15 protein-coding genes and 1 tRNA gene are annotated in these 13,302 nt (G+C 68.4%); 1 reads left to right on the forward strand and 15 read right to left on the reverse strand.

Annotation, left to right across the window (positions count from 1 at the left end; genetic code table 11):
- Positions 1-47: 47 nt before the first annotated feature.
- The 13 genes from ACO06P_RS05885 to ACO06P_RS05945 form a co-directional block, all read right to left on the reverse strand.
- On the reverse strand, positions 48-1,019 hold the full coding sequence (locus tag ACO06P_RS05885) for a S1C family serine protease (RefSeq protein WP_420349075.1): 972 nt from the start codon (positions 1,017-1,019) through the stop codon (positions 48-50).
- 3 nt (positions 1,020-1,022) lie between these two features.
- Positions 1,023-1,265, reverse strand: coding sequence for a DNA gyrase inhibitor YacG (yacG, locus tag ACO06P_RS05890; RefSeq protein WP_420349076.1), 243 nt, complete (start codon positions 1,263-1,265; stop codon positions 1,023-1,025).
- A gap of 20 nt (positions 1,266-1,285) precedes the next feature.
- Complete coding sequence (locus ACO06P_RS05895) at positions 1,286-2,461, reverse strand: ribonuclease E/G (RefSeq protein ID WP_420349077.1); 1,176 nt, start codon at positions 2,459-2,461, stop codon at positions 1,286-1,288.
- 8 nt (positions 2,462-2,469) lie between these two features.
- Positions 2,470-3,099 carry a Maf family protein gene (locus ACO06P_RS05900; RefSeq protein WP_420349078.1) on the reverse strand — a complete coding sequence of 210 codons (630 nt, stop codon included), beginning with the start codon at positions 3,097-3,099 and terminating at the stop codon, positions 2,470-2,472.
- A gap of 16 nt (positions 3,100-3,115) precedes the next feature.
- Positions 3,116-3,334, reverse strand: coding sequence for a translation initiation factor IF-1 (gene infA, locus ACO06P_RS05905; RefSeq protein WP_193370093.1), 219 nt, complete (start codon positions 3,332-3,334; stop codon positions 3,116-3,118).
- A gap of 201 nt (positions 3,335-3,535) precedes the next feature.
- Positions 3,536-3,979, reverse strand: coding sequence for an arsenate reductase ArsC (locus tag ACO06P_RS05910; RefSeq protein ID WP_420349079.1), 444 nt, complete (start codon positions 3,977-3,979; stop codon positions 3,536-3,538).
- 8 nt (positions 3,980-3,987) lie between these two features.
- Entirely contained in the window at positions 3,988-4,500 is a 513-nt protein-coding gene (locus ACO06P_RS05915; protein WP_420349080.1) for a UPF0262 family protein, read from the reverse strand.
- A gap of 29 nt (positions 4,501-4,529) precedes the next feature.
- Positions 4,530-5,837, reverse strand: a complete 1,308-nt coding sequence (gene hisD / locus ACO06P_RS05920) for a histidinol dehydrogenase (protein WP_420349081.1) — start codon at positions 5,835-5,837, stop codon at positions 4,530-4,532.
- Positions 5,827-6,489, reverse strand: coding sequence for an ATP phosphoribosyltransferase (gene hisG / locus ACO06P_RS05925; protein ID WP_420349082.1), 663 nt, complete (start codon positions 6,487-6,489; stop codon positions 5,827-5,829). Before hisG ends, hisD begins: the two co-directional genes overlap by 11 nt.
- A 236-nt stretch (positions 6,490-6,725) precedes the next feature.
- Positions 6,726-7,292 carry a DUF2948 family protein gene (locus tag ACO06P_RS05930; protein WP_420349083.1) on the reverse strand — a complete coding sequence of 189 codons (567 nt, stop codon included), beginning with the start codon at positions 7,290-7,292 and terminating at the stop codon, positions 6,726-6,728.
- Entirely contained in the window at positions 7,292-8,581 is a 1,290-nt protein-coding gene (gene murA, locus ACO06P_RS05935; protein ID WP_420349084.1) for a UDP-N-acetylglucosamine 1-carboxyvinyltransferase, read from the reverse strand. The genes ACO06P_RS05930 and murA overlap by 1 nt, the downstream gene beginning before the upstream one ends.
- 45 nt (positions 8,582-8,626) lie before the next feature.
- Entirely contained in the window at positions 8,627-9,181 is a 555-nt protein-coding gene (gene dcd, locus ACO06P_RS05940) for a dCTP deaminase (RefSeq protein WP_420349085.1), read from the reverse strand.
- A gap of 256 nt (positions 9,182-9,437) precedes the next feature.
- Positions 9,438-9,659, reverse strand: a complete 222-nt coding sequence (locus ACO06P_RS05945; RefSeq protein ID WP_420349086.1) for a hypothetical protein — start codon at positions 9,657-9,659, stop codon at positions 9,438-9,440.
- A gap of 204 nt (positions 9,660-9,863) precedes the next feature.
- Here ACO06P_RS05945 and ACO06P_RS05950 point away from each other — a divergent pair.
- Positions 9,864-9,938, forward strand: a tRNA-Thr gene (locus tag ACO06P_RS05950).
- Positions 9,939-10,062: 124 nt separating this feature from the next.
- Here the strand turns inward: ACO06P_RS05950 and ACO06P_RS05955 are convergent.
- Complete coding sequence (locus tag ACO06P_RS05955; protein ID WP_420349087.1) at positions 10,063-10,911, reverse strand: OmpA family protein; 849 nt, start codon at positions 10,909-10,911, stop codon at positions 10,063-10,065.
- Positions 10,912-11,576: 665 nt separating this feature from the next.
- Positions 11,577-13,106: a hypothetical protein gene (locus ACO06P_RS05960; RefSeq protein ID WP_420349088.1), complete on the reverse strand. Its 1,530-nt coding sequence runs from the start codon at positions 13,104-13,106 to the stop codon at positions 11,577-11,579.
- Positions 13,107-13,302 lie beyond the last annotated feature (196 nt).

A 13,302-nucleotide genomic window follows, 5' to 3' on the forward strand; every position in this document is an offset into this window, starting at 1 on the left:
GGGGCAAGATTCCCGGGACAGGAATCTCGAGGCCCTGGAGCCGTCCCTCAGGGGTCCAGGATCAGGCGCAGGCTGAGCGGCCGGCCGTCCCGCAGAACCGTCAGTTCGACGGCCTCCCCCGGACGCTTCAGCTGGATGGCGCTGGTCGCCTCGGGCACCTTGCGCACCGGCCTGCCGTCGATGGCGGTCACCAGATCGCCGACCTGCAGCCCCGCCTTGGCGGCCGCACCGCCGGGCTGCACGCCCCAGGCCCTGAGACCCGCCCAGCGTCCGCGCTCCTCCGCCTTCAGGGGCGCAAGGCCGAGGCCCGGGCGCCCGCGGCGCACGGCACCATGGGCCAGCAGATCGTCAACCACGCGGCGCAGCAACGCGGCGGAGACGGCGAAGTTCACGCCGATGTTGGCATCGCTCTGCTTGGTGAAGATGGCCGAGAGCAGTCCCACCAGCCGCCCCTCGGCGTCGACCAGCGCGCCGCCGGAGGCGCCGGGGTTGACCACCGCATCGGTCTGAATGAAGTCCTCTATCGGATTGAAGCCGGTGCCCGCCCGGTTGACGGCGGAGACCACGCCGCAGGTGACGGAGAGATCGAGCCCGAACTGGTTGCCCACGGCGCAGACCGGGCTCGCCAGCGCCGGCTCCGGCCCGTAGGGCAAGGGCGTCAGATCGGCCTCCACCTTCAGCACCGCCAGATCGCTGGGCGGATCGCGGGCCACCAGTTCCGCCGGCAGCACGCGCCCGTCCGGCAGGCGCACGGAGATCGACAGCGCGCGGTCGACCACGTGCAGGGCCGTTGCCAGATAGCCGCCGGGGGCGATGGCCACCGCCGTCCCCTCCGGCGCCACGCCGGGCGGCAGGTCCGGTTGGCCGCCCTGCGGCTGACCGGGCCAGAGCGGCAGCACCGAGACGACCGACTGGAGGACGCCGGGATCGAAAGTCTGCGCGGTTGCGGAGCCACCCTGCAGGCCCAGCAGTATCAGCACGGCGGCCAGGCCCAGGGCCCGAGGCACGAAAAGTCTCAAGGCTCAGGGCTCCTCCTCGCCGTCGTCCCCTGTCTCGCCCGGGCGATCGCCGGGGCCGTCTTCCGTCGGGATGCGGTAGTTGCCCTTCATCCAGCGTCCGAGGTCGATGTCGGCGCAGCGCTTCGAGCAGAAGGGGCGGAAGCGGTGCAGGGTCGGCGCCGAGCAGATCGGGCAGCGCCGCCGCGCGCCGTCCTTGCGCGGCAGAGGGACCACGCGCGCATCGCCGGGTCCTGTATCGTCGGTCATGACGCCCCCTTTCCTCCGCTTCACTCTAGCACGAGGTCGAAATGGGTCACCAAGGGGTCGGCCACAAGGGCAATCGGCCCACCGAGGCGCTGCTCCACCGCTTTCAGGGCCGCCGCCTGACCGTCCTGCAACGCTTCCGCAACCGCAGGGGCAACCTTCAAAGACACCCTGTTCGGCGGGCGTCCCCTGGCCGCGGCGGCCAGATGGCGCAAGGCCTCGTAGGCCAGGGTCTCCGCCGATTTCTCCCAGCCGCGCCCGCCGATCCCGCAGGGCCGGCAGAGCACCTCGTGCAACGGCGCGCGGCCGCGCCGCCGGGTCATCTCCAGAAGTCCGGAGGGCGACAGGCCGAAGACCTGGCAGGGCTCCGGATCATCGGCCACCGCACGGCGCAGCGCGGCGGCCACGGCCTTGCGGTCTTCGGGTTTCTTCAGCGCCAGGAAGTCGACGACGATGAGGCCGGAAAGCGCACGCAGCCGCAGTTGCCGCGCAATCTCCGGCACCGCAGCGAGATTCACCTCCAGCGCCTGGATCTGACCGCCGCCGCGTCCGTCGTGCCGGGCGGCGTTCACGTCGATGGCGGTCAGGGTCTGCACCGGCTCGATCAGGATCTCCGCGCCGCCGCCACAGGAAACCCGCGGCCGCAGGAGGGCGTCGACCTCCGTCTCGATCCCGTGGACCTGAAAAAGGGAGATGGTCGGCGCCGCAAGGTCGAAGTCGCATCCCTGCTCTCCGACCTCCGCCTTCAACCGCTGCAGAAGGTCGGCGTCATCGCCGATCACAGTGCTTACGTCTGCGCGCGCAATGAGATCGAGCAGGATGCCCCGCCCTCCGTCAAGCCGGGCCGGGGCGCGGAGGCCCCGGGCCTTGTCCGGGGGGGAGCCGGCCCGCCTCGCGCTGACCCTGGCGCCCTTGTCGGCGGAGGGCGCGCGGATCACGGCTACCTGCACGGAGCTTCCTTCCGGCGGCATGGGTCCATCGACCTCGCGGGACGGCAGCAGACCGTCGCGGTCCAGCCCGAGGTCGACGAAGGCGCCCTCCAGGCCCTTGTCGAAGCGGCGGATGCGCGCCAGGAAGCGGTCGCCCACCTGGACCGGTGCATCGTCGCGCAGGATCAGCAGGTCTTCGAGCGCGCCATCGCGCAGCATCGCCGCGCGGATCTCCCCGGGCAGTGCGGAAACGATCAGGTCTGCAGACATCGCCTGGATCAGGCCTTGTAACCGAGGCCGACCAGAAGGTTTCGGGTTTCCGCCAGCGGCAGCCCGACGACATTTGGATAGGAGCCGATGATCCGCGGGATAAAGGCCGCGGCACGACCCTGGATGGCGTAACCGCCGGCCTTGCCGCGCCACTCGCCGCTGGCCAGGTAGTCGTCGATCTCCTCCTCGGAGAGGCGTTTGAAGACCACCGCGGTGGTCACCAGCGCTTCGGACCGGCGGCCGTCCGGAGCGTGGAGCACGACCGCGCCCAGCACCCGGTGGCGCCGCCCGGACAACAGGGTCAGGCAACGCCGCGCGGCGGCCTCGTCCTCCGCCTTGGGCAGGATGCGCCGGCCCACCGCGACCACGGTGTCGGCGGCCAGGACGAAGGCGCCGGGATGGCGCGCGACGACAGCCGCAGCCTTTTCCGCTGCGACCCGCCGGGCATAGTGCGGCGGCAGTTCGCGCGCCCGCGGCGTTTCGTCGACGTCGGCAGGATCGATGTCCGCCGGTGTCATGCCGATCTGCTGCAGCAACTGGAGGCGCCGCGGCGAGGCCGAGGCAAGCACCAGCGGCGCAGCATCGGTCAGCGGCCCGGTCTCAGCCAGGCCGGGCGCCTTACCCTGCGGAACGGCCATGATCCGGCCCGCAGCTTTACTTGTAGCGGAAAGTGATGCGGCCCTTGGTCAGGTCATAGGGCGTCATCTCCACGTTCACGCGGTCGCCCGCCAGAACGCGGATGCGGTGCTTGCGCATCTTGCCGGCCGTATGGGCCAGCACTTCGTGGTCGTTGTCCAGCTTCACGCGGAACATCGCGTTCGGCAGCAGCTCAACCACGGTACCTTGGAACTCGAGCAGGTCTTCCTTGGCCATCAGTCCTTCGATCTTGGCAATTCGCCGAAGCTTGGATCGCCCCGGCCCCGATCATCTCCCGGCCCCCGGCCTCTCACCCCGGGCAACGCGCGCGGATGATACAGAAAAGCTCAGCGAAGAACAAACACCCCGATCAACGGCCCGGACCCGGCTGAAAACCCCTGAAAATCAAGGGGAAACCGGGGAATCCGCGCAGGCTGCTCAATGCGCCGGTTTGAGGTCCAGGGTGAAACGCTGCTCGATACGCTTGCGCAGTTGGTCGCGCACGGCGCGATAGGCCTGCAAGCGGGTGTCGCGGCTGCCTTCGATAATCGAGGGATCGAAGGTGTTCCAGAACTCCACGTCGCAGGCCATCGTGCGCGTCAGTTCCACCGCCTGGTGCTGCGCCTCCGGCGAAAGCGAGATGATGAGGTCGTAGGAGGTGTCCTCCAGATCGTCGAAGGCCTTGGCGCGGTGCTTGGAGATGTCGATGCCGATCTCGTCCATGACCTCGATAACGAAGCCGTCGATCTCCTGCGGGCGCACGCCGACGGAATCGACATAAATCCGGTGACCCAGCAGATGCTTCAGCAGCGCCTCGCCCATGGGCGAGCGCACCGAATTGTGCGTGCAGGCAAAGAGCACCGCTTCGGGAAGTTCGCCCATGCAGTGGGCTACCCGCGGATATGGAGCACGCAGATCAAGGTGAACAGCCGCCGCGCCGTGGGGAAGTCGATCTCGATCTTGCCTTCCAGGCGATCGCGCAGCAGTTCCGATCCGTCGTTGTGGAGGCCTCGCCGGCCCATATCGATGGCTTCGATCTTGGCCGGGCTGGCGGTCTTGATCGCTTCGTAGTAGCTCTCGCAAACGGCGAAGTAATCCTTGACCACCCGGCGGAACGGAAGCAGCGGCAGGGTGACCACCCCAAGGGTCTTCCCCTCTTCGGTCCGGATATCCCAAAGCAGGCGGTTCTCGGAGATCGAGAGATGCAGATGATAGGGTCCGGCGAAGTCCCCGACCGGGTAAAAGACGTTGTCTTCCAGAAGATCGTAGATGGCAACAGCGCGCTCGTGCTCCACCTCCGGGCTGCGCCGCACAACCGAGCTGTCGTCCAGGGTGATCTCGGTCAGGCGCTGGGTCGGATCAGCGCTGGTCTCAGGCGCGTCCTTGTCCTCTTCCGCCGCCATGATGCTCTGGCCTCCCGCGCCGCCGCCGGTCAGGACGGTTCCGGGTTTGCCGCCAGGCGCAGGGCGACAGAGCGGGCGTGGGCGTCCAGCCCCTCCGCCTCTGCGAGGCGCACCGTCGCCGGGCCGATCGCGCGGATCGACTCGGCATCGCAGGCCACGATCGACGAGCGCTTCATGAAGTCGAGCACCGAAAGCCCGGAGGAGAAGCGCGCCGAGCGGGCGGTCGGCAACACATGGTTGGGGCCTGCCAGATAGTCGCCGATGGCTTCCGGCGTGTGGCGGCCCAGGAAGATCGCGCCGGCATTGCGGACCTGGCGCGCGAGACCCTCCGCATCGGCCACCGCCAGTTCCAGGTGCTCCGGCGCGATGCGGTCGATCAGCGCCGCAGCATCGGCCATGGACTCCAGCACAATGATCGCCCCGTGATCGCGCCAGCTCGCCCCGGCGATCTCGGCGCGCGGCAGCGTGGCCAACTGTTCTTCAACGGCCTGCGCAACCGCGGCCGCGAAGCTGGCGTCGTCGGTGATGAGGATCGACTGGGCGGCGGTGTCGTGCTCGGCCTGGGACAGAAGGTCGGCGGCGATAAGATCCGGCCGGTTGTCGGCATCGGCCACCACCAGCACCTCCGAGGGGCCGGCGATCATGTCGATACCCACGGTGCCGAAGACGCGGCGCTTGGCCGCCGCCACGTAGGCATTGCCGGGCCCGACGATCTTGTCCACCGGGCGGATGGTCTCGGTGCCATAGGCGAGCGCCGCGACCGCCTGGGCGCCACCGACGCGGTAGACCTCGCTCACCCCGGCCAGGCGTGCCGCCGCCAGCACCAGCGGGTTCACCACGCCGTCGGGCGTCGGCACGGTCATCACCAGGCGTTCGACACCCGCAACCTTGGCCGGTAGCGCATTCATCAGGACGGAGGACGGATAGGCCGCCGTGCCGCCGGGCACATAGAGCCCCGCCGCCGCGACCGCGGTCCAGCGGTGGCCCAGGCGCACGCCGGCACCGTCTCGGTAGTCCAGGTCCTCGGGCTTCTGGCGGCGGTGATAATCCGCGATGCGTTCCGCCGCCAGGCGCAGGGCGGCCAGGGTCTCCGGGTCGCAGTCGGCCTCCGCCGCGGCCAGGTCTTCTGCTGAAATCCGCAAACCGGCGGCACCGAGATCCAGGCGGTCGAAGCGGGCGGTGTAGGCGATCAAGGCCTCGTCGCCCTGCCGGCGCACCGTTTCCAGAATCTCGGCGACCGCCGCATCGACGTCTTCATCGGTCTCGCGCTTGCCGCTCAACAGGGCGGCGAAGGCAGTCTCGAAGTCGGGATCGCTGCTGTTGAGCCTAAGCGGCATCGGCGACCTCGCGGAAGCCTTCGACCAGCTCCGAGAGCTCCTGCGAGCGGGTCTTGAAGGCGGCGCGGTTGACGATCAGCCGGGAGGTGACCTCGGCAATGGTTTCCACCTCCACCAGGTCATTGGCGCGCAGGGTCGACCCGGTGGACACCAGATCGACAATGCGCCGGCACAGGCCGAGGCCGGGTGCCAGTTCCATGGCGCCATTCAGCTTTATGCACTCCGCCTGTACGCCGCGGGCGGCGAAATGGCGCCGCGTGATTTCCGGATACTTGGTGGCGACGCGGATGTGGCTCCAGCGGCTGGGGTCGTCGCTTTCAGCAAGCTGGCGGGGGGCCGCCACGGAGAGACGGCAGTGCCCGATGTCGAGATCGACCGGTGCATAGAGCTCCGGATAGTCGAACTCCATCAGAATGTCGTTGCCCGCCACGCCCAGATGGGCCGCGCCGAAAGCGACGAAGGTCGCCACGTCGAAGGAGCGCACGCGGATGATGTCCAGGCCCGGCCGGTTGGTCTTGAAGCGCAGCTGCCGGGCGTTCTCGTCGGCGAAGGCCGCCTCCGGCTCGATACCGACCCGGCTCATCAGCGGCGTCAGTTCCTTCAGGATCCGCCCCTTGGGCACCGCCAGAATCAGGGCTTCGTTCGAGGTCACAGGGTCGCTCCGCAGTCGTCAGCCATCGTCGTCAGCCATCGTCGTCAGCCATGGTCCGGCCATGGGGGGTCTTCAACCAGGGGGCCGGGAGGGGCGGGCAATGGGTCCAGGCCCCGGTTCAAGCCGCTTCGAGGGCCTCTGGCCCGCCTTCAGCCGCCCTGGTATGGCGATTTTTCCCCGGAATTGCCACCGCCTTTTTCAGCCTGAGCCCGGCTGCGCCAAGCCTGAAAGGCCGATCAGCCCGACGATCCGCCCTCCGACTTCGCCGGCGCCTCGTCGTCCTCCAGCGCATGCTCGGGCCGCCAACGCGTCGGCCAAGGCCGGCCGAGATCCTCCAAGTGGCAGCGCACGGCCTCCACTTCCAAGTGGATGGCCGCGTCCCCCGCGAACAGCAGGGTGATGGACCTGGGGTCCGAGGTGATCGTCAGCAGGCTCAGGATCTCGCCCTTGGCATCGGGCGACAGGCCCCGAAAGCGGACCCGCTGCACCTTGTCGAAGCAGACGCCGGAGTTGACCCGCTCAAAGGGCGGTGGATTTTCGCTGTCGTCAAAGCTCGCGTCCTCGCCTTCCGGCGTCGGCTCGGGGCGCGAAGGCGCCTGGCGGACGCCTGCCTGCGTCTGATCCTTGGGCCAGTGAAAACGGTTCGCGACCATCACGAAGCGCTTTTCCTCCGGCAGGAAGGCCATGTCGACCCGCGGAACCAGGGCGTCCTGAAGCAAGGCCGCGATGACGTCCATGTCCTGCGGGTCGTGGGCGCGCAGCCGCAGCGGCGCCTCCTCCTCCATCGGGCTGTCCTCCGCCATCACTCGGCAGTCCGGCGGCGGCTGATGGCAGCTCCGCAGGCGGCGAGCTTCTGCTCCAGACGCTCATAGCCGCGGTCGAGATGGTAGACGCGGTTCAGTACCGTCTCGCCCTCCGCCGCCAGCCCTGCCAGAACCAGCGAGACCGAAGCGCGCAGATCGGTCGCCATGACCTCGGCGCCGGTCAGGCGCTCCCGGCCGCGCACCATCGCCGAGGCGCCGTGGACATTCACGTTCGCACCCATCCGGCTGAGTTCGGGCACGTGCATGAAACGATTTTCAAAGATCGACTCGGTGATCATCGAGGCCCCGTCCGCAGTGGACATAAGCGCCATGGTCTGGGCCTGCAAGTCCGTGGGAAAACCGGGATAGGGCTCGGTCATGACGTCAACGCCGATGACGCGGCCGTTGGCCCGGCTGACCTTGAGACCGCGGTTGGTTTCCTGGACCGAGACCCCGGCCTCGCTCAGGATCTCAATGACGGCCGCCAGATGGTCGGCGCGACCGCCGATCAGGTCCAGTTCGCCATCGGTGATGGCGGCGGCCATGGCGTAGGTGCCCGTCTCGATCCGGTCGGCGACAACCTTGTGGGAAGCGCCATGCAGGCGCTCGACGCCGCGCACCGTGATCCGGTCGCTGCCCAGCCCCTCGATCTCGGCGCCCATCTTGATCAGACACTCGCCGAGGTCGACCACCTCCGGCTCGCGCGCCGCGTTGACCAACTGGGTCTCCCCTTTGGCGAGGCAGGCCGCCATCAGCAGGTTCTCGGTCGCGCCCACCGAGATCTTGGGAAAGACCACCGCCGCGCCGGTCAGCCCCGCCGGCGCGCTGGCATGGATATAGCCCTCCTCCAGCGCGATCTCGGCGCCCAGGAGTTCCAGGCCCTTCAGGTGCAGATCGACCGGCCGCGTACCGATGGCGCAGCCGCCCGGAAGCGAAACCTTGGCCTCGCCGATGCGGGCCAGCAGCGGCCCCAGGACCAGAACGGAGGCGCGCATCTTGCGCACCAGATCGTAGGGCGCCACCACGGAGCCGATCGTACCGGCCTTGAGTTCCAGGACGCCGCCGTTGCTGCCGTTCTCGGCACCGCCGTTCATGTGCAGAGCGACACCGTGCTGGCCCAGCAGCCGCGCCATGGTGGAGATATCAGCCAGATGCGGCACGTTGGAGAGCGAGAGAGTCTCCTCGGTCAGGAGGCTGGCGGCCATCAGCGGCAGCGCCGCGTTCTTGGCGCCGCTGATCCTGATTTCGCCCCTCAGCGGCCTGCCACCCTCGATAACGATCTGGTCCATCTTCACTTCACCTTGCGGCTTTCACTTTAACTCTCGAGTACCGCGCTAGAGCCGCGGCAGGGTTACGCCGCGCTGGCCCATGTACTTGCCGGCCCGGTCGGCGTAGGAGACCTCGGGCGCGGTGGCCCCCTTCAGAAACAGGAACTGACAGGCGCCCTCGTTGGCGTAGACTTTGGCCGGCAAGGGGGTGGTGTTGGAGAACTCCAGCGTCACGTGGCCCTCCCACTCCGGCTCCAGGGGTGTCACGTTCACGATGATACCGCAGCGCGCATAGGTGGACTTGCCCAGGCAGATCACCAGCACGTCGCGCGGGATGCGGAAGTATTCGACGGTCCGCGCCAAGACGAAGGAGTTCGGCGGGATGATGCAGACCTCGGCGTCGCGCTCGACAAAACTCTGGTCCGAGAAGTCCTTCGGGTCCACCAGAGCATTGTCCACGTTGGTGAAGATCTTGAACTCGCTGGCGACCCGCGCGTCGTAGCCGTAGGAACTGACACCGAAGGAGATCACGCCTTCGCGGCGCTGGGCCTCGACGAAGGGCTCGATCATGCCCTCGCTTTCGGCCATTTCACGAATCCAGCTGTCCGGCATGATGGCCATGGCCGTCACTGTCCCCCTTGATTGAAATCGGCGGGTCCTGCGAGAGGCCCCGGGCGGAAGCCGGACGCCGCCTGGGCCGGCCGTCCCGCGATGGCTGAGGATGGCGCGTTTCTACTGGAAACCCGGGCGCGCCACAAGCGGGCCGGATTGGCCGGGGCGGATTGGTCGGGGCGGATTGGTCGGGCCGGGGAGGATTGGTCGGGCCGGGGAGGATTGGTCTGGCCGGGACCGGCACGGCGTGCAAAGCCTCTCGCGGTCACCGGCCGTCCGGCTCCCCCTCTTCGGCGGTCCCGCGGGCGGTTTCGCCAGGCGCCTCATCGGCGGGCGTGCTGTCACGGCGGCCGCGCTGCTGCGCCTTGCGCTTTCTCAGGTTTTCCCGCAGGGCCTGGGACAGACGTTCCTGACGGTCGGCACCCGGCCCGGGTGCGCGACTCCGGCCGGAGCCCCTGGGCGCGCCGTTTCCGCTGTTTTCCGCCATTCCCGGACACTGCCGGGCGAATGTGGCGAGGTCAAGACCGCCTGGGGCCCGCCGTGCGCCGGGACAGGGTTGTCCCGCAGGGATCGTGGGCGTTTGCAGGGGTGTCGCAAGCCCTCGCCCGACTGCGGATACGCCGTGGAACGGACTTGCCATTGCCGATTACCGGTGGCATGGTCCGCCCCCATCAGACAGAGGCCTTTCTGTGCCGCCGTAGCTCAGGGGTAGAGCACACCCTTGGTAAGGGTGGGGTCGGGTGTTCAATTCACCCCGGCGGCACCATTCCTCTCAAAGACGGGACTTCTCCCAAAACAGAACGCTGATCCGGCCCCGAGCCGGCGGGCCGCCGGGCCGATGCGCCGCGTCCCGCGGCCCATCAACCCGGCTCGGCAATCCACCAGCATCCTCAGCGCTCGAACACGATCTCCACGCGGCGATTGCGGATCTCCGGCGTCTCGACCGGCACCACCGGGTCGGCCTTGCCGAAGCCCTGGCCGAAGATCTTCTGCCGCTCGACGCCGCTTTCGACCAGGAAATCGATCACGGCATTCGCTCGCTGTTCGGACAGAACCTCGTTGTAGGCGTCACCGCCGACCAGATCGGTGAATCCACTGACGTTGATCATGTCAAAGTCCGACTTGTTGGCGGCTTCGATCATGTCCGCCAGCACCGTGCGCGCATCGACCGAGAGGTCGGCCTTGTCGAAGTCGAAGAGCACGGTGACCGGGCCCGGTACCGGCTCCGGCGCGGGCGGCGGCGGTGCCGCCGCCACCGGCGGCTGCTCCTCAAGCGCAGCCATCGCGATCATGAAACGATCGCGGCAGCCGGCGATGTCGCCCGGCTGGCGGTTCTCCTCCTGCTCCTGCATCCAGCAATCAAAGGCAATCTGCGCCTCGACCGCGTCCTGCGGCTTGCGCGCCGCGGCTCCGGTCGCCTGGGCCGCAACCAGGCGGTCACGGGCCGCGGACAGTTCCGGCACCGTGTCGCCGGGCAGGTTGCGGGCGCTGATCGGCTCCGGCTCAACGCCGTCACCCTGGGCAGCCTGCATTGCCCGCATGGCAAAGGTGTCGGAATCCCTGTAGTCGCCCTCGTCGTATTCGTTCTTCGAAAGGTCGACGTAACCGGCGTATAGATCACGGTCATAAGCCGTGCCCCCTGGTGTTGTCCGCTCGGCCTGGTCCAGTTGGGTACCCGCGCAGGCCGCCAGCACCATCAGCCCCAACGACGATATGGCAATGCGCAACGTTCCTCTCATGGCCTGATACTCCCTTGTGTCTCCGGTTCTCGGCAGGGCTCCGGCCATTGCTGTCACCGACCACGGCGCCCGGCCGCCAATTGCGAGAAGCGAACGTCCCTTCCCGGACAGTCGCCGCCCAAGTTCGAGAAATCGCCAGCAAACCCAGGGCAATTGGCACCTGACGGCCGACCTTCCGGCCGAGGTCCGCCTTGCAACCATATCGAGAAGACAGATTTCGTCGAACTGGCGAGAGATCTGCCCTCTCGGGCCTGGACTACTGGATCAGCGAGCGTTCCGGCGTTTCTCGTTTTCGCTATGCCGGGCAACTCCTTCGCCTCCTGACTGGGCAAGTTAATTGAAATATTTCAAATGATTATAGGAACTCTTTCACTCAGCCAGGGGTTCATTATGTGCCTAGGACAGCAGTCTGCAAGGGACAAAAAAGGACACGGCTGCGCCGGCCACGCCTTACCGACCCGCTTCCGGGATTTCCCCTATCGATTGAGCAACGGACCTCTACCTTGAAGCGGATGAAGAGCCGCTCTGTTGTCGCAGCGCGCTGGCGAGCGGCAGTAAAACTGTACAGTCCATGAATTCAGACAGGAGCAGCATCCCGGAAACACGACGACAGAATCCGGCATCCCGTCACCATCCGGCATCCCGTCACCTGCCGAGGCGGGCCGTCAGGCGGACAAGCGTGACCACCAGAGGCCCAGGGTGCGCCGGGCGCGGCGGCGCAGAACCAGATCCGGACGCCGGATCAGAAAGGCCCGGTCCGGCGGATTGAAGGGCAGGCTCAGCAACCCCGGCAGCGTCGCGGCGATGAGATCCCGCTGCAGGTCGGAACCACGGCGCGCAGACGCGTCGATGCTGAGAATGAGCGCGTAAAGCCTGGCGCAGTTGAGGACCGGAAAACGTTCGACGGCGTTCAGGTCCGAGACCTGCTCCTTGGCGGCCAGCCAGCCGGCCTGGCGCTGTTCCAGGTACAGGCGGTCGCGCCAGTCCAGGTGGGGCTGCGGCGTTTCGCGGATCCAATCCAGCCAGGCGGTCAGGCCGGCCCTGGCCGGCGATCCCGCGGGCTCGCCCACACACTGCAGAAACGCGTCCACGGCTGCCGGCACGGGGGCAGGTTCCGCCGGCAACGCACGCCAGTCGGCGAACCCGCCGGCGATGGCGAAGCCATGGCCGCCGATGCTGATGCCGCTGAGGTCGTCGCGTTCTCCGCTGAGGAGGGGGCGGGCATCGCCCTCGGACACGTGGTCGAGGGCATGGCGCCGCAGCAGGGGGCGCCGGTCCTCCCGCGCTGCCGCCGGGTAGGTGAGGCGATGCCCGTAACCGGCGATCCGCGCCAGCGCCGCCGGCAGCATACGGTCGGCCACGGTCATGCGGGGGGTGACGCGGGTAAAAGGCTGCAGCGGCAGAGCGGCCTTCGATGCGAGGGCCAGTATCAGGCGAGAGTCGTAGCCGCCGGTGAGACCGAGCCAGAGCGGTTCGTCCGTCTCCGCCGCCAGGCGCTGCAGCACGGTCACGAGGCGCCGCACGATCTCGGCCCTGCCCTCTTCCGCCGGCCTGGCGGGATCGATCGGTGGCATCATGGGGCGCGCCCCGACCGCTCCCCCGGCGAGCCGCAGGGCCTGACTCGGCAGCAGACGGCGCATGGCGGCGAAGCGCGCCCGGGGCGGCGGATACCAGGCGACGCCGCTGTTGTAGACCAGCGCGCGCGGGTCGCTCAGCACAGCCGCCGCGCCCGGCGCGTGCTCGGCGAGGAGAGCCGGGCTGCTCGACACCCAAAGGCCGCCCTCAGGGTCCCGGCAATAGAGACACCCCAGCAGGGCCGAAGCGTCCGGATAGATCCGGCCGTCCCGGGCCACATCCTGCGCCGTAACCGGTCCGATCAGCAGCCAGCGCCCCGCCCAGTCATAGCGCAGGGCCGGAACGGCGGCGCTGCGGGCCGCGGCGATGGAGCGTGTCGGCGCGCTGCGCTCCGGGTCCGTCTCGACGGCACGGCCCAACAGGACCCAGGCCCGCCCCTCCGCGTCCTCCGTCCGTTCGACGCGCAGTTCCGGGCAGCAGTGGAGATGGAGCCCCGGGCCGAGACGTTCGCCCGTCCAGCCCTCGGCAACGGCGACCTGCCGCGGGGCCAGAAGAAACTGCCGCCGATGAAGGCGCAGCGGGATTGGGCGTAATGGGGGCAGGCGCAAGGAAGGCGGCATCGCGGATGGAGCATCCTGCTTCGGGGCAATGCCCCTGGCGTTTCGCACGCCGGGGAGTGAGCCTCCATAGCCTGGGAAACGCCAGGGGCATTTGCCGGGCAAGGCACCCCCACGCGACGCCAGCCCGCCGCCACAAGCAGGGCAGCCCAGACGATTGAGCATCCCTCCGCCCGCGCGAGGGTGCTATGTCAGAGTC

Origin of the sequence: Pelagibius sp., from assembly GCF_965227505.1 — a bacterium.
In the GTDB taxonomy this organism is placed as follows: domain Bacteria; phylum Pseudomonadota; class Alphaproteobacteria; order Kiloniellales; family Kiloniellaceae; genus Pelagibius.

Excerpts from the sequence above, each read along its gene's own strand:
- yacG (WP_420349076.1), bottom strand. The coding sequence starts at position 1,265 with ATGACCGACGATACAGGACCCGGCGATGCGCGCGTGGTCCCTCTGCCG.
- ACO06P_RS05895 (WP_420349077.1), bottom strand. The coding sequence starts at position 2,461 with ATGTCTGCAGACCTGATCGTTTCCGCACTGCCCGGGGAGATCCGCGCG.
- ACO06P_RS05900 (WP_420349078.1), bottom strand. The coding sequence starts at position 3,099 with ATGGCCGTTCCGCAGGGTAAGGCGCCCGGCCTGGCTGAGACCGGGCCG.
- infA (WP_193370093.1), bottom strand. The coding sequence starts at position 3,334 with ATGGCCAAGGAAGACCTGCTCGAGTTCCAAGGTACCGTGGTTGAGCTG.
- ACO06P_RS05910 (WP_420349079.1), bottom strand. The coding sequence starts at position 3,979 with ATGGGCGAACTTCCCGAAGCGGTGCTCTTTGCCTGCACGCACAATTCG.
- ACO06P_RS05915 (WP_420349080.1), bottom strand. The coding sequence starts at position 4,500 with ATGGCGGCGGAAGAGGACAAGGACGCGCCTGAGACCAGCGCTGATCCG.
- hisD (WP_420349081.1), bottom strand. The coding sequence starts at position 5,837 with ATGCCGCTTAGGCTCAACAGCAGCGATCCCGACTTCGAGACTGCCTTC.
- ACO06P_RS05930 (WP_420349083.1), bottom strand. The coding sequence starts at position 7,292 with ATGGCGGAGGACAGCCCGATGGAGGAGGAGGCGCCGCTGCGGCTGCGC.
- murA (WP_420349084.1), bottom strand. The coding sequence starts at position 8,581 with ATGGACCAGATCGTTATCGAGGGTGGCAGGCCGCTGAGGGGCGAAATC.
- dcd (WP_420349085.1), bottom strand. The coding sequence starts at position 9,181 with ATGGCCATCATGCCGGACAGCTGGATTCGTGAAATGGCCGAAAGCGAG.
- ACO06P_RS05945 (WP_420349086.1), bottom strand. The coding sequence starts at position 9,659 with ATGGCGGAAAACAGCGGAAACGGCGCGCCCAGGGGCTCCGGCCGGAGT.
- ACO06P_RS05955 (WP_420349087.1), bottom strand. The coding sequence starts at position 10,911 with ATGAGAGGAACGTTGCGCATTGCCATATCGTCGTTGGGGCTGATGGTG.
- ACO06P_RS05960 (WP_420349088.1), bottom strand. The coding sequence starts at position 13,106 with ATGCCGCCTTCCTTGCGCCTGCCCCCATTACGCCCAATCCCGCTGCGC.